At 70.9% G+C, this 19,519-nt stretch carries 14 protein-coding genes; 7 read left to right on the top strand and 7 right to left on the bottom strand.

The window, feature by feature from the left end; translation table 11 throughout:
• The first annotated feature begins 1 nt into the window (after position 1).
• From J2X55_RS00505 to J2X55_RS00495, 3 genes are read left to right on the top strand one after another with little or no spacing between them, the layout of a single operon-like run.
• Positions 2–886, top strand: coding sequence for a TatD family hydrolase (locus J2X55_RS00505; protein ID WP_115917061.1), 885 nt, complete (start codon positions 2–4; stop codon positions 884–886).
• A 2-nt stretch (positions 887–888) separates the two neighbouring features.
• Entirely contained in the window at positions 889–2,052 is a 1,164-nt protein-coding gene (gene eboE, locus J2X55_RS00500) for a metabolite traffic protein EboE (RefSeq protein WP_115917063.1), read from the top strand.
• Complete coding sequence (locus J2X55_RS00495) at positions 2,049–3,431, top strand: nucleotide pyrophosphatase/phosphodiesterase family protein (protein ID WP_115917065.1); 1,383 nt, start codon at positions 2,049–2,051, stop codon at positions 3,429–3,431. The genes eboE and J2X55_RS00495 overlap by 4 nt, the downstream gene beginning before the upstream one ends.
• A gap of 472 nt (positions 3,432–3,903) precedes the next feature.
• Here the strand turns inward: J2X55_RS00495 and J2X55_RS00490 are convergent, their stop codons facing one another.
• From J2X55_RS00490 to J2X55_RS00480, 3 genes are all read right to left on the bottom strand, one after another.
• Positions 3,904–4,908: a sugar phosphate isomerase/epimerase family protein gene (locus J2X55_RS00490; protein WP_309821428.1), complete on the bottom strand. Its 1,005-nt coding sequence runs from the start codon at positions 4,906–4,908 to the stop codon at positions 3,904–3,906.
• 38 nt (positions 4,909–4,946) lie between these two features.
• Entirely contained in the window at positions 4,947–6,137 is a 1,191-nt protein-coding gene (locus tag J2X55_RS00485; protein ID WP_115917545.1) for a Gfo/Idh/MocA family protein, read from the bottom strand.
• A gap of 93 nt (positions 6,138–6,230) precedes the next feature.
• The gene (locus tag J2X55_RS00480; protein ID WP_115917069.1) at positions 6,231–7,280 is read right to left on the bottom strand and encodes a substrate-binding domain-containing protein; all 1,050 of its coding nucleotides are present in this window, start codon (positions 7,278–7,280) and stop codon (positions 6,231–6,233) included.
• A 298-nt stretch (positions 7,281–7,578) separates the two neighbouring features.
• Between J2X55_RS00480 and J2X55_RS00475 the strand changes: the two genes are divergently transcribed.
• The 3 genes from J2X55_RS00475 to J2X55_RS00465 all read left to right on the top strand — a co-directional run bounded on the left by J2X55_RS00475 (position 7,579) and on the right by J2X55_RS00465 (position 11,382).
• A complete protein-coding gene (locus tag J2X55_RS00475; protein WP_115917071.1) occupies positions 7,579–9,054 on the top strand; it encodes a sugar ABC transporter ATP-binding protein in 1,476 nt (491 codons plus the stop codon).
• A complete protein-coding gene (locus J2X55_RS00470; RefSeq protein ID WP_115917073.1) occupies positions 9,051–10,100 on the top strand; it encodes an ABC transporter permease in 1,050 nt (349 codons plus the stop codon). Before J2X55_RS00475 ends, J2X55_RS00470 begins: the two co-directional genes overlap by 4 nt.
• Positions 10,101–10,200: 100 nt before the next feature.
• Entirely contained in the window at positions 10,201–11,382 is a 1,182-nt protein-coding gene (locus J2X55_RS00465) for an ROK family transcriptional regulator (protein WP_115917547.1), read from the top strand.
• Positions 11,383–11,615: 233 nt separating this feature from the next.
• Here J2X55_RS00465 and J2X55_RS00460 read toward each other — a convergent pair whose 3' ends face one another.
• From J2X55_RS00460 to J2X55_RS00445, 4 genes are all read right to left on the bottom strand, one after another.
• Complete coding sequence (locus tag J2X55_RS00460; protein WP_309821423.1) at positions 11,616–12,815, bottom strand: NEW3 domain-containing protein; 1,200 nt, start codon at positions 12,813–12,815, stop codon at positions 11,616–11,618.
• Between the two features lie 75 nt (positions 12,816–12,890).
• Positions 12,891–14,162 carry a hypothetical protein gene (locus J2X55_RS00455; protein WP_309821421.1) on the bottom strand — a complete coding sequence of 424 codons (1,272 nt, stop codon included), beginning with the start codon at positions 14,160–14,162 and terminating at the stop codon, positions 12,891–12,893.
• 17 nt (positions 14,163–14,179) lie between these two features.
• A complete protein-coding gene (locus J2X55_RS00450) occupies positions 14,180–15,160 on the bottom strand; it encodes a sugar phosphate isomerase/epimerase (RefSeq protein WP_116239702.1) in 981 nt (326 codons plus the stop codon).
• A 134-nt stretch (positions 15,161–15,294) separates the two neighbouring features.
• Complete coding sequence (locus J2X55_RS00445) at positions 15,295–18,828, bottom strand: PQQ-dependent sugar dehydrogenase (protein ID WP_309821418.1); 3,534 nt, start codon at positions 18,826–18,828, stop codon at positions 15,295–15,297.
• A 415-nt stretch (positions 18,829–19,243) separates the two neighbouring features.
• Between J2X55_RS00445 and J2X55_RS00440 the strand changes: the two genes are divergently transcribed.
• Positions 19,244–19,483, top strand: a complete 240-nt coding sequence (locus tag J2X55_RS00440) for a Sec-independent protein translocase subunit TatA (RefSeq protein WP_115917083.1) — start codon at positions 19,244–19,246, stop codon at positions 19,481–19,483.
• Positions 19,484–19,519: the final 36 nt, after the last annotated feature.

Here is a 19,519-nt window from a genome sequence, read left to right as displayed (position 1 = left end):
CATGCGCATCTTCGACCCCCACATCCACATGTCGGCGCGCACCACCGACGACTACGAGGCCATGTACGACGCCGGCGTCCGTGCCCTGGTGGAGCCGGCGTTCTGGCTCGGCCAACCGCGCACGAGCGTGGGGTCGTTCCTCGACTACTTCGACGCCCTGATCGGGTGGGAGAGGTTCCGGGCGGCGCAGTTCGGCATCCGCCACCACTGCACGATCGCGCTGAACCCCAAAGAGGCGAACGACGCGCGCTGCCGAGAGGTGATGGCTGAGCTGCCGACCTACCTCGCCAAGGACGGGGTCGTCGCCGTCGGTGAGACCGGGTACGACTCGATGACCCCCGAAGAAGACGAGATCCTCCGCCAGCACCTCGCCCTCGGCATCGAGTTCGCTCTCCCCGTCCTCGTGCACACCCCGCACCGTGACAAGACCGTCGGCACGCAGCGCACGCTCGACGTGGTCGCCGAGTCCGGCATCCCGATGGAACACGTGCTCGTCGACCACCTCAACGAGACCTGCGTCGACGCGGTCGCCGACAGCGGCGCGTGGATGGGCTTCTCGATCTATCCCGACACGAAGATGGACGAGCAGCGCGTGGTGGCGATCATGCACCGCATCGGCCTCGACCGCGTGATCGTCAACTCCGCGGCCGACTGGGGCCGCTCCGACCCGCTCAAGACCGCGAAGACGGGCCTGGCCATGCTCGACGCGGGCTTCAGCGACGATGACGTCGACCGGATCCTGTGGCGCAACCCCCGCGACTTCTACGCGCAGAGCGGCCGCGTGAACACCGACCCGATCGAGGGCTTCGCGCCCGCGCGCCAGGGCCCCGAGCTGTTCGCGGGCAACTCGGTGCTGCGCGGCATGGCGTCGCGCCAGGGGGCCTGAGGGTGGAGCTGTCGTACTGCACCAACGTCCACCCCGCCGAAGACCTCCCGGGCATCGTCCGCCAGCTCGACGAGCACGCGGGCCCGATCCGGCGGGCGGCGGGACTCGACCGTCTCGGCGTCGGATTGTGGATGCCGGTGGGCGTGGCATCCACCCTGTCCGGCGACGCGGGGGCCCGTGTCGTGCTCGCCGACGCCCTCGCGCGCAACGGTCTGGAGCTGCGCACCGTGAACGCCTTCCCGTACCGGGGGTTCCACGACGACGTCGTCAAGCTCGCGGTCTACCGCCCCGACTGGACCACGCCCGAGCGCCTGCGGTACACCCTGGACTGCGCACGCGCCCTCGCGGCCCTGCTGCCCGACGGGGCCGAGGGGAGCATCTCGACGCTGCCGCTCGGGTGGAGAGCGGGATGGGATGCCGCGGCCGACCGCGCCGCGGAACAGCACCTCTCCCGGCTGGTTGATGGCCTGGCCGATCTCGAGCGCGAGACGGGGCGCACCGTGCGCGTGGCGATCGAGCCCGAGCCGGGGTGCATCCTCGACGACGTCGCCGACGTCGTGGCCTGGCTCGGTGCGCGCCCCGGGCTGACGGCCGAGGGCCGCCTCGGACTCTGCCTCGACACCTGCCACCTCGCGGTGTCGTTCGCCGATCCCGCCGGAGCGGTCGCCGCGGCCACCGCCGCCGGCATCCGGATCGTCAAGGTGCAGGCCTCGGTCGCCCTCGAGGTGCCCGATCCCGCCGACCCCCGCACGGCGGAGGCGCTGCGGCCCTTCGCTGAGGAGCGCTACGTGCACCAGGTGCGCGAGGCCGAGGGCACGCGGCGGGCCGACGACCTGCCCGAGGTGCTCGCCGCCACCGAGCCGTGGCCGACCGACCGCCCGTGGCGCGTGCACGTCCACATTCCCCTGCACGCCCGCCCCGCGGCTCCCCTCCGCGCCACGACCGAGGTGCTTCTCGCGGCCGTCGACGCGGTCCTCGCAGCGCCCCGGGGCGACGCGGCGCACCTCGACGTCGAGACCTACACCTGGGCGGTGCTGCCCGACGCTCTGCAGCCCGAGACGCTCGTGGGCGGGATCGCCGCCGAACTGCGCTGGGTGCACGCGCACCTGCCGCACGCCGTCGCCGGGGTCCCGGCATCCGGAACCGACGAAAGGAGCCGCGCATGAGCAAGGTTCTGCTGCTGGACATCGTGGGGCTCACGCCGCGCGCGCTCGCCGCGATGCCCCGGCTCACCGCCCTCGGTCGCGCGGGCGGCCACCTCGGACTCGACACGATCCTCCCGGCCGTCACCTGCAGCGTGCAATCGACGATGCTCACCGGCACCATGCCGCGCGAGCACGGGATCGTCGGCAACGGCTGGCACTTCCGCGGTCTCGGCGACCCGCTGCTGTGGCGCCAGCACAACAAGCTCGTCGCGGGCGAGAAGGTGTGGGAGACCGCCCGCCGCTCGCGGCCCGAGCTGACGACCGCGAACCTCGGGTGGTGGTTCGCGATGGGAGCGACGACCGACATCACGGTGACGCCGCGCCCGATCTACCACGCCGACGGCCGCAAGAGCCCCGACGCCTACGTTCGTCCGGCCGCCCTGCACGACCAGCTCGTGGGGGCGCTGGGGGAGTTCCCGCTGTTCCAGTACTGGGGGCCGACCGCGACCATCCAGAGCAGCGCGTGGCTCGCCGAGGCGACGCGCGGGGTGATCACCGAGCGATGGGGGCCGGCGCCCGACCTCGCGATGGCGTACCTCCCGCACCTCGACTACGACCTGCAGCGCTTCGGACCGAACGGCGCCGAAGCCGCCCGCGCGGCCCGCGAGCTCGATGACGCCATCACCCCGCTGCTCGACGATGCGGGCGACCGCGGGTACACGGTCGTCGCGGTGTCGGAGTACGGCATCGAGCAGGCATCCCGCCCGGTCGACATCAACCGTGCCCTCCGCCGCGAGGGCCTGCTCGAGGTCTATGTGCAAGACGGCCGCGAGCAGCTCGATCCGTGGACCTCGCGCGCCTTCGCCGTCGCCGATCACCAGGTGGCCCACGTCTACGTTCCGGATGCCGCGGACCTCCCGCGCGTCACGGCACTGCTGCGCGGGCTCGAGGGTGTCGACGAGGTGCTCGATCGCGAGGCGCAGGCGCGGTACGGCCTCGACCACGAGCGCTCGGGCGAACTGGTCGTCGTGGCCGAGCCCGGCGCGTGGTTCACCTACTACTTCTGGCTCGACGACGACCGAGCGCCCGAGTACGCGCGGGGCGTCGACATCCACCGCAAGCCGGGGTACGACCCCGCCGAGCTGTTCTTCGACCCGGCCGACCGGCTCGCCAAAGCCAAGGCCGGGGCGAACCTCGTGAAGAAGAAGCTGGGCCTGCGCTACGCGATGAGCACCGTACCGCTCGACCCGTCATGTGTGCGCGGGACGCACGGGCGCCTGTCGTCGTCGCGGCGCGACGGGCCGATGCTCGTCACGAGCGACGCCGGCCTGCTGCCCGATGCCGAGGCGCTGCCCGCCGCGGGCGTGCGCGACCTGGTGCTGCGCGGGCTCGGCGTCTGATGCGGGGGTCGCCCGCGCCGCGGGCGGTGCGTCGAGAACAGGGGATGCGCCGAGAACAGGTCGTTCTGAGCGATTGCGTCCTGTTCTGGTGGCATCCCCCTGTTCTGGTGACGGCTCCGGGCAGCGCGTCCGGGTGTTGCGGGCTCGGCGTCTGGCACGAGCGCTGCCTGCGCCGCGGGCGGTGCGTCTCGCGCAGGGGGCGCCGCGGGCGGTGCGTCGAGAACAGGTCGTTCTGAGCGGTTGCGTCCTGTTCTGGTGGCATCCCCTGTTCTGATGACGCTCGATCCGGGCGCTCCGCGGCTCGCGCGCGCGGGGCCCGACAGGTCAGCCCCCCGGTTGAGTGTGCAGGACACGCCGTCCCGCCCCGGCATGGCGCGGCGTGTTCGGGACACTCGACCAGGCGACGGCACGCGGAAGGGCCGGATGCCGTGGCATCCGGCCCTTCGTCTCGCTTCCGACCGATCCCCCCGGATCAGCGCTGGCTGAACGCCGCGTCGAACGCCGCCCCCGAGGGCTCGTACGACGACAGCTTCCGCACGAAGCCGAGCGCCTCGGGCGCTCCGACCAGGCGGTCCATGCCCGCGTCCTCCCACTCGACCGACAGCGGACCGTCGTAGCCGATCGCTTTCAGCATGCGGAACGCGTCTTCCCAGGGCACGTCGCCGTGGCCGGTCGAGATGAAGTCCCAGCCGCGGCGCGGGTCGGCCCACGGCAGGTGCGACGACAGGCGCCCGTTGCGCCCGTTGCTCAGACGCTTCTTCGTGTCCTTGCAGTGCACGTGGAAGATCTTGTCCTGGAAGTCCCACAGGAACGCGACCGGATCGATGTCCTGCCACACCATGTGCGAGGGGTCCCAGTTCAGCCCGAACGCCTCGCGGTGACCGATGGCCTCGAGCGCGCGCTTGGTCGTCCAGTAGTCGTAGGCGATCTCCGAGGGGTGCACCTCGTGGGCGAAGCGCACGCCCACCTCGTCGAACACGTCGAGGATCGGGTTCCAGCGGTCGGCGAAGTCCTGATAGCCGGCATCCACCATCTGCTCCGTGGCGGGCGGGAACATCGCGACGTACTTCCAGATGCTCGACCCGGTGAAGCCGGTGACGGTCTTCACTCCGAGCTTCGCGGCGAGGCGTGCGGTGATCTTCAGCTCCTCGGCGGCACGCCGGCGCACGCCTTCCGGGTCGCCGTCACCCCACACGCGGTCCGACACGATGTCGCGGTGGCGCTGGTCGATGGGGTCGTCGCAGACGACCTGCCCCTTCAGATGGTTCGAGATGGTCCAGACCTTCAGGCCGTTGCGCTCGAGAACGTCGAGCTTGCCCTGCACGTAGGCCTCGTCGTCCCACCGCCACGGGTCGAGGTGGTCTCCCCAGCAGGCGATCTCGAGGCCGTCGTAACCCCACTCGCCGGCGAGACGGGCCACCTCCTCGAAGGGCAGATCGGCCCACTGGCCGGTGAAGAGAGTGATCGGTCGCGTCATCGCGTCGTCCTTTCGTCGGTGCGCATGGGGGAGCGGATTCAGGATGCCGCGAACGCGCGGCCCGCGGCAGGGGCGGCGGCGAGGTCGGCCTCGACCCCGGTCCAGACGCCGTCGGCCTCGGAGCTGCGCGAGACGGCATCGAGCACCTCCTGCACGTGCAGGCCGTCGGCGAACGAGGGCGTCGGTGCGGTCCCCGCGGCGACGGCGTCGACGAAGTCCTTCGCCTGGTGCGAGAAGCCGTGCTCGTAGCCGAGCATGTGACCCGTGGGCCACCACGCGCCCACGTAGGGGTGCTCCGGCTCGGTCACGAGGATGCGGCGGAAGCCCTGCTCGGTGGCCGGGGCCGTGGCGTCGTAGAACCGCAGTTCGTTGGGGCTCTCGAGGTCGAACGACAGCGAGCCGAGGGAGCCGGAGATCTCGATGCGCAGGGCGTTCTTGCGGCCCAGGCGGAAACGCGAGGCCTCGAACGAGGCGAGGGCGCCGCCCTCGAGACGGCCGGTGAAGAGGGCGAGGTCGTCGACGGTGACGGCTCCGCGCTCGGTGCCGGCCGACCCCGAGAGTCCGGACGACGAGGCGAGGACGGGACGCTCGGACACGATGGTCTCGAGAACGCCGGTGACGCGCGTCACGCGCTGCCCGGTCATGAACTCGGTGAGGTCGACGGCGTGGGCGCCGATGTCGCCGAGGGCGCCGGAACCCGCGCGGTCCTTCTGCAGGCGCCACGTGAGCGGGGCCTCGGCGTCGCTGAGCCAGTCCTGCAGGTACTCGGCGCGGACCTGGCGGATGTCGCCGAGACGACCCGCGGCGACCAAGTCGCGGGCGAAGGTGGTGGCGGGAAGACGCCGGTAGGTGAAGCCGACCATCGAGCGGATGCCGCTGGCGGAGGCGGCCGCGGCGGCTTCGGCCATGCTGCGGGCTTCGTCGACGGTGTTGGCGAGGGGCTTCTCGCACAGGACGTGCTTGCCGGCCGCGAGGGCCGCGATGGCGATCTCGGCGTGCGAATCGCCGGGGGTGACGATGTCGACGACGTCGATGTCGGAGCGGTGGATGACCTCTCGCCAGTCGGTCGCGCTCTCGTGCCAGTCCCAGGTGTTGGCGGCCGCCTGCGTGCGGCCGACGTCGCGCCCGACGAGCACGCTCATCTCGGGGGCGAGGGGGAGGTCGAAGAAACGAGGGGCGACGCGCCATCCCTGGGAATGCGCGGCGCCCATGAATCCCGCACCGATCATGGCGATGCGAAGGGGCTGGGTCACGATGACGTCTTTCTGTGGGGGGGACGAGGGACGGGGCGCCCGCGACGAACGCGGACGCCCCGGACCGGGTCAGGACTGGAACGAGAGGTCGATGAAGGACGCGACGTTGTCCTTCGTCACCACGGGGGCGTCCAACACGATGCGGTTGGGGACGCTGGGCGTGATGAGGTCTCCCGCGGTCTTGCCCTGGGCGATCAGGCGCGCCAGTGCGATACCGTCGGCGGCCTGCGTCGACGGGTAGATGACCGTTGCCTTGAGGACGCTGTCGTCGGCCTGGATGGACTCCATCGCGTTCCGGCTGCCCGCGCCGCCGACCATGATGAACTCGTCGCGCCCGGCGGCCGTGATGGCGGCGAGCACGCCGATGCCCTGGTCGTCGTCGTGGTTCCAGAGGGCGTCGATCTTCGGGTTGGCCGACAGCAGCTGCGAGGTCGACGCCTCGCCGCCCTGCACGGTGAAGTCCGCGGCGACACGGGGTCCGACCTTGAGGCCGCAGTCCGACAGGGCGTCGGCGAAGCCCGCCGAGCGGTCCTGCGTGAGCGGCAGGGAGTCGATGCCGGCGATCTCGCCGACGATGGCGTTGCTGTTGCCCTCGAGCTGCTCGCAGATGTAGGTGCCGGCGCTGACGCCCATGCCGTAGTTGTCGCCGAGGATCGTCGAGCGGGCGGCGAAGGGGCTCGAGAACTCGCGGTCGACGTTGATGACGGGGATGCCCGCGTTCATCGCCTTGATGGCGACCTCGGTGAGGGCGGCTCCGTCGCTCGGGAGAAGCACGATGGCATCCACGCCGTCGTTGATGAAGGTCTCGACGGCCGCGATCTGCGCGTTGACGTCGTTGGTACCCTCGGCGACCTTGAGGTCGACGTCGGGGAAGCTCTCGGCGGCGGCGAGTGCGCCGGAGTTGATGGCTCCGAGCCAACCGTGGTCGGCGGCGGGGCCGGAGAAGCCAATGGTGACCGTGTCGCCGGCGGCGGCGTTCTCCTCGGTCGTGGTGCCCTGGCCGACGATGTTGTCGTCATCGCCGCCCGAACCGGTGCAACCGGCCAGCAGGCCGACCGAGGCGACGACGGCGATGCCGGTCAGGACGAGTCGTGAACGCGACTTCCACTGTGAGCGCATGTTTCCTCCTTGAAATGTGATGCAGCTGGGGTCATCGCGGCCCCGGGTCATTCCGGAAGGAAGGGTCCACTCTGACGTCGCCCACGCTAGCAGAAGTGTCGGATGCGCAAGCAACTTTTGTTTTTTTGTCCGCATAAGTCGGTTCTCACGGTGTTCTCGCCGAAGAGGCGCTCGCGCGCACGCGGGAGGCGGGGCGGGCTCCTCCGCAGAATTGAGGTCGCGCGACGAAGAGGCGGCGTGTTATGTTCGCCGCGTGATCAAAGTTGACCATCAGTCGTCATTACTCACCGTCCGAGGCGTGACCAAGTCCTTCGCCGGTGTCCGCGCCCTGCGCGGTGTCGACCTCGACATCGTCGCCGGAGAGGTGCACTGCGTGCTGGGCCAGAACGGCGCGGGCAAGTCGACTCTCATCAAGACGCTCGCCGGGGTCCACCGACCCGACGAGGGGGAGATCGTCTGGCTGGGCGAGAACGTCGAGATCGCCGACCCCGACGCGGCCATCGAGTTGGGCATCGCGACGATGTACCAGGAGCTCGACGTCGTCGACGGCCTGACCATCGCCGAGAACATCTTCCTGGGCCACGAGCTCGCCCGCGGCGGCTTCACGCAGCGCGCCGAGGCTGCTCGCCAGACGAAGGAGCTGCTGCGCCGCCTCGGCCACGCCTCGCTCTCGCCGAACACCGAGGTCGGCTCGCTCAGCGCCGCGAACAAGCAGATCGTGAGCATGGCGCGCGCCCTGTCGCACGACATCAAGCTCATCATCATGGACGAGCCCTCGGCCGTGCTCGACACCGAAGAGGTCAAGAACCTGTTCGCGGTCGTGCGCGAACTCACCGCCGCGGGCATCGCCGTCGTCTACATCACGCACCGCCTCGAAGAGATCCGCGAGATCGGCGACCGCATCACCGTCCTGAAGGACGGCCGCACCACCGCGGTGGGCCTCTCCGCCGCCGACACCCCGAAGGCCGAGCTCATCCGGCTCATGACCGGGCGCGAGGTCGCCAACGTCTTCCCGGAGCGGGTGCCCGTGGCATCCGATGCTCCCGTCGTGCTCGACGTGCAGGGGCTGGGGCTCGACGGGGTCTTCTCGGAGGTGTCGTTCTCGGTGCGCGCCGGTGAGGTGGTGGGACTGGCGGGACTCGTCGGCTCCGGTCGATCCGAGATCCTCGAGACCGTCTACGGGGCGCGCCGATCGAGCGCCGGCACGGTGCGCGTGCGCGACAAGGTGCTGCCCCGCGGGTCCGTCCGCGCCGCCGTCGGGGCGGGCATCGGTCTCTCTCCCGAGGAGCGCAAGAGCCAGGGCCTCGTCCTCGACGAGCCGATCTTCGTCAACATCGCCCTCGCGTCGATGAGGCGCTTCGCCAAGGGCGGCTTCCTCGACGACCGTGCCGCCCGCAAGATCGCCCGTGAGCAGATCGACGCCTTCGAGCTGCGTCCCGCCGATCCCGATCGTCCCGCCCGGACCCTGTCCGGCGGCAACCAGCAGAAGATCCTCCTCGCCCGCTGGCTCGTGCACGGCACCGAGGTGCTGCTGCTCGACGAACCCACCCGCGGCGTCGACGTCGGCGCTCGCGCCGAGATCTACGCCCTCATCCGCGATCTCGCCGCCGCAGGCAACGCCGTCGTCGTCGTCTCGAGCGAGATCGAAGAAGTGCTCGGTCTCGCCGACGTCGTCCTCGTCGTCGCCGACGGTCGGATCCTCCGCACCCTCCCCTCCCACCAGATCGACGAGCACGGCGTGCTCGATCTCGTCATGAAAGGATCCGCCGCGTGAGCGAGCAGACCACCCCGACACGTGCGCGCACGGTCCCCACAGAGACCGGGGCCGTCGCGGCTCCGGCTCCCGCGCCGGCCTGGCGCCGCTTCCTCTCCGGTTCGGCCGGTCGAAACATCGGCCTCGTCGTCGCCCTGCTCGTGATCGTCGTCGTCGGTGCGGTCACCGCTCCCGGTTCGTTCACGAGCGTCGACAACCTGCTCGTCATCCTCCGGCAGGCCTCGATCATCGGTGTGATCAGCATCGGCATGACCCTCGTCATCATTGCGGGCGGCATCGACCTGTCCGTCGGCTCGGTCATGGGCCTCGCCTCGGTCGTCGCGACCCTCGCTGCCGTGCAGGATCTCGCCGACAACCTGCACTGGAGCGTCATGGTCGTCATCGCGCTCGCGGTGGGAGTCGGCGCCGGCCTCATCAACGGCATCGTCATCGCCTACGGAAACGTCGTCGCGTTCATGGCGACCCTCGCCATGCTCGTCGGTGCCCGCGGCCTCGCCGAGATCCTCGCCGAGCGTCGCACGCTCGTCGTGCAGGACCGCGGTTTCATCACCTTCATGAACGCCGACATCCTCGGCGTCGACATCCTCATCTGGATCTTCGCGATCGTCGCGGCCCTCGGCTGGGTGCTGCTGAACCGCACAACCTTCGGCCGTCGCACGGTCGCCGTCGGCGGCAACCGCGAGGCCGCGCGCCTCGCCGGCATCGACGTGCGCCGCCACACGATGTGGCTCTACGCCATCACGGGTCTGTGCGCGGGTATCGCGGCCGTCATGATCCTCGGCCGCACGACGGCCGGCACGTCCACGCACGGTCAGCTCTACGAATTGGATGCCATCGCGGCGGTCGTCGTGGGCGGCACGCTGCTCGTCGGCGGTCGGGGCACGATCACCGGTACGGTGTTCGGCGTCCTCATCTTCGCGACGCTGTCGAACGTGTTCATCCAGAACAATCTCTCGTCTTCCGTCCAGGCGGTGGCGAAAGGTGTCATCATCGTGGTCGCGGTGCTCCTGCAGCAGCGCTTCTCCCGTCCTCCGGGGCGGGGCTGACGACCCCTTATGCCGACGGCGGCTGCGTGATTCGCGTAGTCGCCGTCGGTATGTGGATGGAATGCATTGCTACTAATGGTGTACTGAGGGCGTGAAGAGGATGACGACAGATTCCGTGCAGTCGGTCAGCGGCGTGAGCCAGTTGTTCCAACTGCTGCGAGACGGCGTGCCGCGTACGCGAGCAGAGCTGGCCAAGTCGACCGGCCTCGCCCGATCGACGGTCGCCGTCCGCGTCGACGAGCTCATGCGAATGGGCCTCATCACTCCCGTCGCCGACGCGGTGTCCACCGGTGGGCGCCCCCCGTCGCAGTTCGCGATCAACCCCGCGGCCAAGGTCGTCGTCGCCGTCGACCTCGGTGCGTCGCACGCCACGGTCGCGATCGCCGATCTCACCGGCAAGGTGCTCAGCGAGCGCACCGGCGAGATCGACATCGCCACGGGCCCCGAGCCCGTGCTGACCTGGCTCGTCGAGACCGCCATGGCGCTGCTCTCCGAGTCCGGTCGATCGACCACCGACGTCGCGGCCATGGGCATCGGCGTTCCCGGCCCCGTCGAGCACTCCACCGGTCAGCCGGTGAACCCGCCGATCATGCCCGGCTGGGACCGCTTCGACATCCCCGGCTGGATCTACCAGCACATGCCCGTCCCGGTCCTCGTCGACAACGACGTCAACATCATGGCCCTGGGGGAGCGCAGCATCGCCTGGCCCGCGGTCGACCACTTCATGTTCGTCAAGGTCGCGACCGGCATCGGCACCGGCATCATCTCCGACGGCCACCTCCAGCGCGGAGCCCAGGGCATCGCCGGCGACATCGGTCACGTCCAGGTCGCGCGCGGCGCCGACATCCCGTGCCAGTGCGGCAATCGCGGATGCCTCGAGGCCCTGGCATCCGGCCCCGCCATCGCCCGTGCCCTGCGGGCGCAGGGGATCGAGGCGCACACCGGCTCCGACGTGGTCGACCTCGTCAAGCGCGGAAACATCGACGCGATCCAGGCCGTGCGTCAGGCCGGTCGCGACATCGGCGAGGTTCTCACCACCTGCGTGAGCCTCATGAACCCCTCGGTCATCGCCATCGGCGGCTCGATGGCCCGCGTCGGCGAGCACCTCATCGCGGGCGTCCGCGAGGTCGTCTACACGCGGTCCACGCCCCTGGCGACGGAGTACCTGTCGATCGTGCAGTCGGTCGCCGCCGAGAAGGCGGCCGTGATCGGTGCGAGCATGCTCGCCGTCGAGCACGCGCTCGCGCCCGAGTCGCTCAACGCCGCTTTCCTGCGCGCCTGACCCGCGCGGGCGGGCGCCGCGGCCGACCCGCCTGTGCCCCGTACCGGGCGGCCGAGTGTGTCCTCGACGCGCCGGTTCCGGATGCCGGGTGCCCGGTGTGTCGTGATGTTCTCCGCCGTTGGGCTCGCGGCGACCGGGCCCGCGGCACGAACAACGCCCGCCGTGCCGCAGCACGACGGGCGTCGTCGATCGCTTGCGGCGCGGAGTGTCCCTCTCCACGCCGCAAGCGGGTCTCAGGGCGACCGGCGCGAGGCGCGGGTCGCGGTGTCGGGGGCGGTGGCGCCCGGCGAACCGGGGTCGAGGGCGGCACCGGCGGGCACCGGCTCGCGCTCGGCGTCGGCGGATGCCGTGGCATCCGGAGTCGAGGCATCCGTCCCGTCGGCATCCGCCCGCGCGGCGGCCACCGCGGCGGCGATCTCGCGTGCGTGAGCGGCCCGACGGCGACGGGCGGCGACGATGCGCCACGCGATGAGCAGGGCGACCGCGGCGAGGATCGCGAGCGCGGTCCACGGCACCGCGGCGGTGGCGGCGGCGCCCTGCGACACGAGGGGGTCGAGGGTGGAGGGCTCGGCGCCGGCGAGCGTCCGCGAGACCACCTGCGAGGTCGCCCGCACATCGGCCGAGAGCAGCACGAGCGGCACGACTCCGGCGACCTCGACGGTGCGCTGCAGCGAGCTGCCGGGGAGCAGCTCGGGCGCGTCGTCGGCCGCGGTCGCGCGCGCCCAGCCGAAGGGGCCGCCCAGGGCGACCTCGACGTTCGGGTCGAGGCGGGTGTTGCCGGTGTTGGTCAGGGTGTAGGTGACGGTGGCGGAGCCGGTCTCGGCGGGGTTCGCCGTGCCGTGGTAGTCCACGGCGACGTCGCCCACGGCCAGTGCGGGCGCGAGATCGCCCTGCACCCGCAGGTGCACGCGCGAGCCCAGGCGACGCTCGGTGACGGTGCCGTTGTCGGCGGTGACGAGCATGGATGCCACGATGCCGGCCGCGTAGTCGCCGGGGGCCGCATCGGCCGGGACGGCGACGGTGAAGGGCACCTCGGCGCTCGCCCCGCTGTCGAGCGTGAGCTCGGGGGAGGCGATCGAGACCCAGCTGCCGAGGTCGGTGGACTCCGCGCCGCCGGCGAGGATGTCGAGGGCTCCGTCTTCGGTGAGGAAGCCGTCGGCAGCGTAGACGCGCAGGGTGATCGGCTGGGGGCTGCGGTTGGCGACGTACAGCGCGTCGCCGACGGTGCCGCCGGGCAGCAGGTCGTAGGCGTAATTGGGGCGGTCCCGCCCCTGCGCGGTGTCGGCGGGTTTGACGCTCCACGTCACCGTGGTCTCGGCGGAAGGAGCGGCGGCCGCGGAGGCGGCGAGGGGCGTTCCCAGCAGCAGCGCGAGGCCGGCGAGGAGCGACAGAAGCAGTCGGAGCGGGCGGGGGGAGGTCTTCGCCGGGGACATGGGCGTGGCTTTCGTGTGGAAGGGGTTCCGTCGGGGCCGCACTCCGCGAAGAGCACGGCCCCGACGGAGGGGGGATCAGCTGAGGGCGGTCAGCGTCACGGTCGCGGTGTAGGTGCCGCGGGGGGTCTCGAGCGGGAGCTTGAGATCCAGGTCGGCGCCCACGAGCGAGGAGCCGCGCTCGTGGCCGTCGTTCGCCTGCGCGAGGGTGCGGGCGACCGACAGGCCCTGCCCGCTGTCGAAGCCGGAGGGCACGGGAGCGCCGGCGACGGCACCGCCCTGCGTCTCGAGGACCTCGGGCGTCCAGCCGAGGTACTTGCTCGACACCTCCTGGCCCCCGGCGGTGAAGTTCGACACCTGAGCGGTCAGCGACCATCCGGGGTTGCCGGCCCGGGTGTCCTGCACGCGGATCGGCACGATCTCACCCGACGCGGCGTAGTGGTCGAGGTTCTCGGTCGCAACCCCCAGGTCGACGAGGCGCGAGGTGCCCTCGATCGACCACGTGAGCTCGCCCGATCCCTGGTCGGGGACCGTCACCGCGATGGCCTGGTCGCCGGCAGGAGGCGCGGTCGGCGCCTCGCCCGTGTAGTCCCCCGTGGTCGAGCCGGCGCGGACGCCGGCACCGAACACGGCGGCGGGGGAGTTGCCGTCGAGAGCGAGAGCGCCGTACACCGTGGTGTTCGCCACGCGCAGGTTCGCCGTGTTCCCGGTGAGCGAGAGACCCCCGCCGATCGAGTTGGCGAACGCGTCGGAGCCGCCGTCGGCGGTCGCGCCGATGAGCACGTCGCGCGAGCTGCCGCTCACGGTGACGTCGCCCTTCACGACGGCGCCGGTCATCGACACGCCCCAGCCCGAGCCGTCGACCGATACGTCGGCGCCGACCGAGGAGCGCACGACGTCGACGTAGTTCGCCTGCTGGGTGAGCAGCGAACCCGAGATCGTGCTGTCGACGACCTCCACGTCGATACCGCCGGCCTCCACCGAGCCCCCGACCTTCAGGTCGTTGACGTAGAGGAAGCCCACGGTGGTGTCGGCGGAGTACGCGCTGATGTCGCCGACGACGCTCGTGCCGTCGAGCGAGACGCCGTACGCGTCGGTGGCGACGACGTCTCCCGTGACGGTGACCGAGGTGGCATCCAGCCATCCGCCCGCCTCGACGACGATGTCGCCCTCGACGGTCGCGCCGCCGAGCACGCAGTCCGCGCCGCCGGGGACGATCAGGTTTCCCGAGACGGTCTGGCCGCCCAGGTCGTCGGTGCAGGTGAGGTCGGCCGCGTACGCGGGGACGGCGACGACGCTGCCCCCGATGACGAGGAGTCCGACGGTGGTGAGTTTCGTGATTCTGTTCATCGGTTCTTCCTCGTCGCTCAGCCGCGCAGGGCTGCGATGTTGTCGTAGCTGCGGTCGGCGTTGGCGAGCGAGTCACCGGGGTTGACCGGCACCGTGGAGGCGTTGTCCTGTTCGAACATGCCGAAGCGCTGGCCGCGGTCGCGCAGCTGCGACAGGAACGCCGTGTAATCGATGTTCCCGGCGCCGAACTCGACGATGTCGTACCCGTTGGCGCTGCTCGGGTTGAGCTTGCCGTCCTTCAGATGGAGGATCGGGAAGCGGCGGGGGTCGCGCTTGATGTAGTCGATCGGCTCGAACCCGGGGTACAGGTGCTTTCCGACGTGCGCCCAGTAGACGTCCATCTCGAAGAACACCGTCTCGGGGTTGAGGTTGGCCCAGTACAGGTCGTAGATGCGCTCGTTCGTGTCGGTCGTGAAACCCCACTCCTGGGCGTGGTTGTGCAGGTAGAGCTTGATTCCCGCTGCGCGACCCTTCTCGCCCATCTGGTTCCACGTGCCGATGGCCTGCATCCAGGCATCCTTGGCGAGGGGTCCGCCGTACCCGCCGGCGATGGGCCCGCCCTGACCCAGGTGCGGCATGCCCAGCACGTGCGCGATCTCGAGCTGCTGGTCGATGTTGGCCGGGGTGAGGTTGACGTGGGCACCGGTTGCGCGCAGGCCGTTGTCGTCGAGCAGCTGGCGGATCTCCTGCGGGGTGATGGCGCCGACGCCTCCCTGCGTGTAGCCCGCGAACTCGATCTCCGAGTAGCCGATGCGAGCCAGCTCCTCGAACACCGCGCGGAAGCCCAGCGAGCTGACCTTGTCGCGGACGGTGTAGAGCTGGATGCCGATGCGGTTGACGGGGACGAGGCGCTTGCCGGCGCTGACGGGGGGAGCGGCCGCCGCGGCGCGGGCGCCGAGGGCGGTGGACGCCGAGGCGGCGGCGGGCATGGCGGCGGCGCCGATGCCGATGGCGACGGACGATGCCGCCAGGGCCTTGAGCAGGGTGCGCCGGCTCATGGGCCGATCCGGCACCGTGGGGTGCGCGTGGTCGTGGTGGTGACTCATGACTCTCCTTCGAGGTGGGTCCGCCCCGGGGCCGGGGACGACCGTGGGGGTGGTGGGGGCCGCGGTGCGCGACCCCCACCGGGGTGTTACTTCTTGACGGTCAGGGTCGCGCTGCCGCTGCTCTTCGCGATCCCGGTCGAACCGGTGTAAGAGGCCTGCACCTGGTAGGCGCCCTCCGCGCTGAGCTTGGGCAGGGTCACCTGGACCGTGCCGTCCGTGCCGAGCGTGCCGGTGAGGGTGGTGACGACCGCGTTGTTGCGGCGGATCGTCACCGTGGCGTCACCGGTCGGGACGATGCCCGTCGACGAGGCCACCTGGACCGTGGCGGTGGCGGCCACGGCGGGCTTGACCGGCGTCGGCGAGACGGCGACCGAGGTCGTCGACTTCGCCTGCGAGACCGTGAGGCGACCGATGCCGGCCGATCCCTTGAAGGTCTCGTCGGCCCCGTAGGTGGCCCGCAGGGTGTGCGTTCCGACCGGGAGGTCCGCCGGGAGGGCGACGACGGCGTTGCCGTCGGCGTCCAGCGTCGCGCGACCGAGCTCGGTCTCGCCGACCGTCAGCACGACCTCGCCCGTGGGGGCGCCGCCTTCTCCGCGCACCGACACCGTCACGTCGCCGGGGGCGCCGTAGGTGACGCGCGGGGAGCCGAGCGAGACGAGCGTGCGGGTGTCGACGGTCGGCTCGTTGGGAGCGTCGAGGTCGATCGTGAACGACACCGAACCGAGCTCCGAGACGTTGCCGCCGGTATCGGTGGCGCGGTAGCGGATGTCGTAGACGCCGTCCTGGTCGAACGTGACGCCGTACTGCTGGTTCGCCGCGAGGGTCACCCAGGTCGCGCCGTTGTCGCGGGAGTACTCGACGCTCGCGAGCGTGCCGTTGTCGGCGGCCTGCACCGAGAAACGCACCGGCTCGTTGAACACGCCGCCGACACCCGTCGGGGTGGCGGGGGCCAGGGTGTGCGCGACCGTCGGGGGCGTGACGTCTCCGACGCCGTCGCCGACCATGGTCAGCGCATCGACGGCGAGCTCGTCGGCCGAGGTGACGTAGAGCGCTCCAGTGCCCTCGGGGGCCTCGAAGGCGATCTCGACGTCCTGCCAGCCGTTCCCCGCGGGGATGGTGGCGGTCGCGAAGGGCTCGGCGTCGGCCGCTCCCCAGCGCAGTTGCACCTCGCCCGCGCCGCTCGCGCGGACCACGGCACCGTCGATCCCGGCGAAGTTCACCGGGTCGAAGGCGAGGGAGTCGCCCGCTCCGAGGCCGCGAACGGCGTTGCCGCCCGAGGCGTCGGCGTCGGCGTAGACCGTGACGCCCTCGCGCCGGATCGCGTGCTCGGCCTGCTGCAGCTTGGGGTTCAGGCGAACGGTCGCCTCACCCGTGGCCGCCGGCAGTCCGTTGGCGCCCGCGTCGGTGTAGGTGACCACGACCGCGCCGTACAGCAGGGCGCCGGGGCCGTGCTCGGGCGAGTTCGGGTCGGTGCGGAAGACGCCCGTGCATCCCGTGCCCGAGACCTCGGGGTGGGCGTGCTCGTCGTGGCCGAGACCGTAGGTCCACGTCACGCGCGAGCATTCCGTGGCGTCGCCGTCCTCGGCATCCGTCGTCGTGACCTGGAAGGGGATTGCCTGACCCCAGTCGAAGAACGCGCCGTTGCCGGGGAAGGCCACGGTCACCTCGGGGGCCTGGTTGCCGACCGAGATGGTGCGCGAGGTCAGGCCGAAGCGTCCACCCGGGTCGGACACCCGCAGACGCGCGGTGTAGTTGGCGATGTCGGTGTAGGTGTACGACGCCGTGACGCCGGTGGCGTCGTAGGTGCCGTCGCCGTCGAAGTCCCATTCGTAGGTGAGGGCGTCACCGTCCGGGTCGGTCGAGGTCGACGCGTCGAACTCCACGGTCAGGGGAGCCTGCGACGACGACGTGGGGGTCGCGGTGAAGCGCGCCTGGGGCGACTTGTTCCCGGCCACATAGTCGATGCGGTACAGGCCTGCATCGGGGTTCGCGCGGAAGAAGCCGTCACCGTAGTCGAGCACGTACATCGAGCCGTCGGGCCCGATCTCCATGTCCATCGGGTTGTCGTGCGTCGGCTGGCCGAGGGTGCTCAGCGCGGCGTTGGGCAGGAAGTCCTCGATCGCGCTGACCTCGAAGGCGTCCCAGTCGAGCGTGAACGCGGCGATGTAGTCCTGCGAGAACTCACCCATGAACGCCTTGCGGTCCCAGTGCTGGGGGAGCTTCGTGGGCGAGGGGTTGTTCTCGTCGTAGTGGTAGACGGGTCCGCCCATGGGGCCCTGGCCGTTGCCGGCTCCGAAGTTCACCAGCTCGTCCCACGGCTGGTCGCCGGGGTTGTCGCCATACCAGAGGGTCGCGGGCTGCGCGGGGGGAAGGTCGGTGAGACCGGTGTTCCAGCGCGACTCGTTCTTGAGGTTGTCCGGGTCGAAGAACGCTCCCGGCGTGGCCGTGGCGAAGTCCCAGTCGTTGTAGGCCTGGTTGTCGGCGTGCACGTAGGGCCACCCGGCGTTCTGCGGCTCGTCGAGGCTGATGGCGTTCCACTCCACCAGGCCCATGGGTCCGCGGCCCGCGGTCTCGGCGACGGCCTTCGTCGCGTCGGGGCCGTAGTCGCCCCACGACAGCGAGTTGGTCTCGATGTCGACCTCGATGCGGAACGGGTTTCGCACGCCCATCACGAAGATCTCGGGGCGGGTGAGCTCGGTCCCGGGGGCGAAGAGGTTGCCCTCGGGGATCGTGTACGAGCCGTCGTCTTCGACGTGGATGCGCAGGATCTTGCCGCGCAGGTCGTTGGTGTTGCCGGCACCGCGGCGCGAGTCGAAGCCGGGGTTGTACCCGGGGGCGTCGTTGTTGGGCGCGAAGCCGTTGGCTCCCGGAGTGGATGCCGGGGTGTTGTCGCCCGTGCTCAGGTAGAGGTTGCCGTCGCCGTCGAAGCCGATGTCGGCACCGACGTGGCAGCACTGCCCGCGCTGGACCTCGACGTCGAGGACGACCTGCTCGCTCGCGAGGTCGAGGGCGTCCCCGTTCCACTGGAAGCGGGCGAGACGGTTCACGCCGACCCACTGGTCCCAGTACGACTCGTCGGCGCCCGCGGGAAGCGTGTTGGGGGAGTTGCCCGCCGGGGTGTCGGCCACGCCGTCGCCGTCGGCGTCGCGCGGGGAGTACACGAGGTACACCCAGTTGTTCTCGGCGAAGTTCGGGTCGAGGGCGACCGTCTGCAGGCCGTCCTCGGAGTTGGCGTAGACATCGAGCGTGTTGGTGACGCGCGTGACGCCGGTCGCCGGGTCGGTGAGGCGGACGTCGCCGTTGCGGGCGGTGTGCAGCACGCGTTTGTCGGGCAGGACCGCGAGGTCGATGGGTTCGCCCACGTCCTTGGTGAGCAGCACGCGCTCGTAGTTGCTCCAGTCCAGAGCGCCGCCGTTCTCGCCGGTGTCGCCGGGGTCGGGGGTGCCGGGGTCGGTGGGGTCGCCGTGGTCGCCCCCGGGGTCGGTCGTGCCGTGGTCCTGCCCGTCGTGCGCGAAGGCCGGGACGGGCGCTGCGGCGAGGGCGCCCAGGCCCAGCGCGGTGGCCGCGAGGACCGCCGTCAACCGGGACCGGACGACCGGATGCCGAGAAGTAGAGTTCATCGTGAAACAGCTCCTGTGAATGCGTTCGAGTTGTTTTCACCGGGTCGCCACACAGTCGGTCTCAACGACTGATCGTGGCGGCCCGGGCTCTTCGTGCGGTGGCGGTCGGCCACACGCGGTGCATGCTCCTTACTCTTCGTCGAGTGGGAGGGGTCGCCGATCACCGCCTCTCAGGGCGGTCGTGCGGCGAGCCTCGGGGGGATGAGGCGTCCTGCGGTGCGGGACGTCGCTCGTCGTCATCTTGACGGATGTTTTTCCATAGGTCAATCAAAAGATGCGCAACATGCACACAACAAAAGGGCGCTCAACGCGAGTCTTGTGGTTCGCTTCCGTCGCGGGCTAGCATCGCCGTACGGCGCCTCTCGCGCCGACCCCCACCCGTCGGCGAAGAGGCCGGCACGGCCGAGGAGGCCCCATGCTCCATGGACTGACCGGATGGCATCTGCTGATCGTTCTCGCGGTGATCGTCCTCTTGTTCGGCGCGGCCAAGCTGCCGGCCCTCGCTCAGAGCGTCGGGAAATCGGCCCGGCTGTTCAAGGGCGAGCTGAAGGCGATGAAGGACGACGACGCGGTGCCGCTCGACCACGCGGTCGCGCCGGTGCACCCCGAGCCCCGGTCCACGGCGGTCGTCGCGGATCCGCCGCCGACACGCTGAGCAGCTCGCGTCGACCGGGGCCACCCGCCGCACCGC

The organism is Microbacterium sp. 1154 (assembly GCF_031455375.1).
Lineage (GTDB): Bacteria > Actinomycetota > Actinomycetes > Actinomycetales > Microbacteriaceae > Microbacterium.
The sequence above is the reverse complement of the archived record's forward strand: the minus strand, read 5'-3'. Positions and strand labels throughout refer to the sequence as shown.

What these genes read in the sequence shown, in the direction of transcription:
- J2X55_RS00505 (WP_115917061.1), top strand. Translation starts at nt 2, where the DNA reads ATGCGCATCTTCGACCCCCACATCCACATGTCGGCGCGCACCACCGAC.
- J2X55_RS00495 (WP_115917065.1), top strand. Translation starts at nt 2,049, where the DNA reads ATGAGCAAGGTTCTGCTGCTGGACATCGTGGGGCTCACGCCGCGCGCG.
- J2X55_RS00490 (WP_309821428.1), bottom strand. Translation starts at nt 4,908, where the DNA reads ATGACGCGACCGATCACTCTCTTCACCGGCCAGTGGGCCGATCTGCCC.
- J2X55_RS00485 (WP_115917545.1), bottom strand. Translation starts at nt 6,137, where the DNA reads ATGATCGGTGCGGGATTCATGGGCGCCGCGCATTCCCAGGGATGGCGC.
- J2X55_RS00480 (WP_115917069.1), bottom strand. Translation starts at nt 7,280, where the DNA reads ATGCGCTCACAGTGGAAGTCGCGTTCACGACTCGTCCTGACCGGCATC.
- J2X55_RS00465 (WP_115917547.1), top strand. Translation starts at nt 10,201, where the DNA reads ATGACGACAGATTCCGTGCAGTCGGTCAGCGGCGTGAGCCAGTTGTTC.
- J2X55_RS00460 (WP_309821423.1), bottom strand. Translation starts at nt 12,815, where the DNA reads ATGTCCCCGGCGAAGACCTCCCCCCGCCCGCTCCGACTGCTTCTGTCG.
- J2X55_RS00455 (WP_309821421.1), bottom strand. Translation starts at nt 14,162, where the DNA reads ATGAACAGAATCACGAAACTCACCACCGTCGGACTCCTCGTCATCGGG.
- J2X55_RS00450 (WP_116239702.1), bottom strand. Translation starts at nt 15,160, where the DNA reads ATGAGCCGGCGCACCCTGCTCAAGGCCCTGGCGGCATCGTCCGTCGCC.
- J2X55_RS00445 (WP_309821418.1), bottom strand. Translation starts at nt 18,828, where the DNA reads ATGAACTCTACTTCTCGGCATCCGGTCGTCCGGTCCCGGTTGACGGCG.
- J2X55_RS00440 (WP_115917083.1), top strand. Translation starts at nt 19,244, where the DNA reads ATGCTCCATGGACTGACCGGATGGCATCTGCTGATCGTTCTCGCGGTG.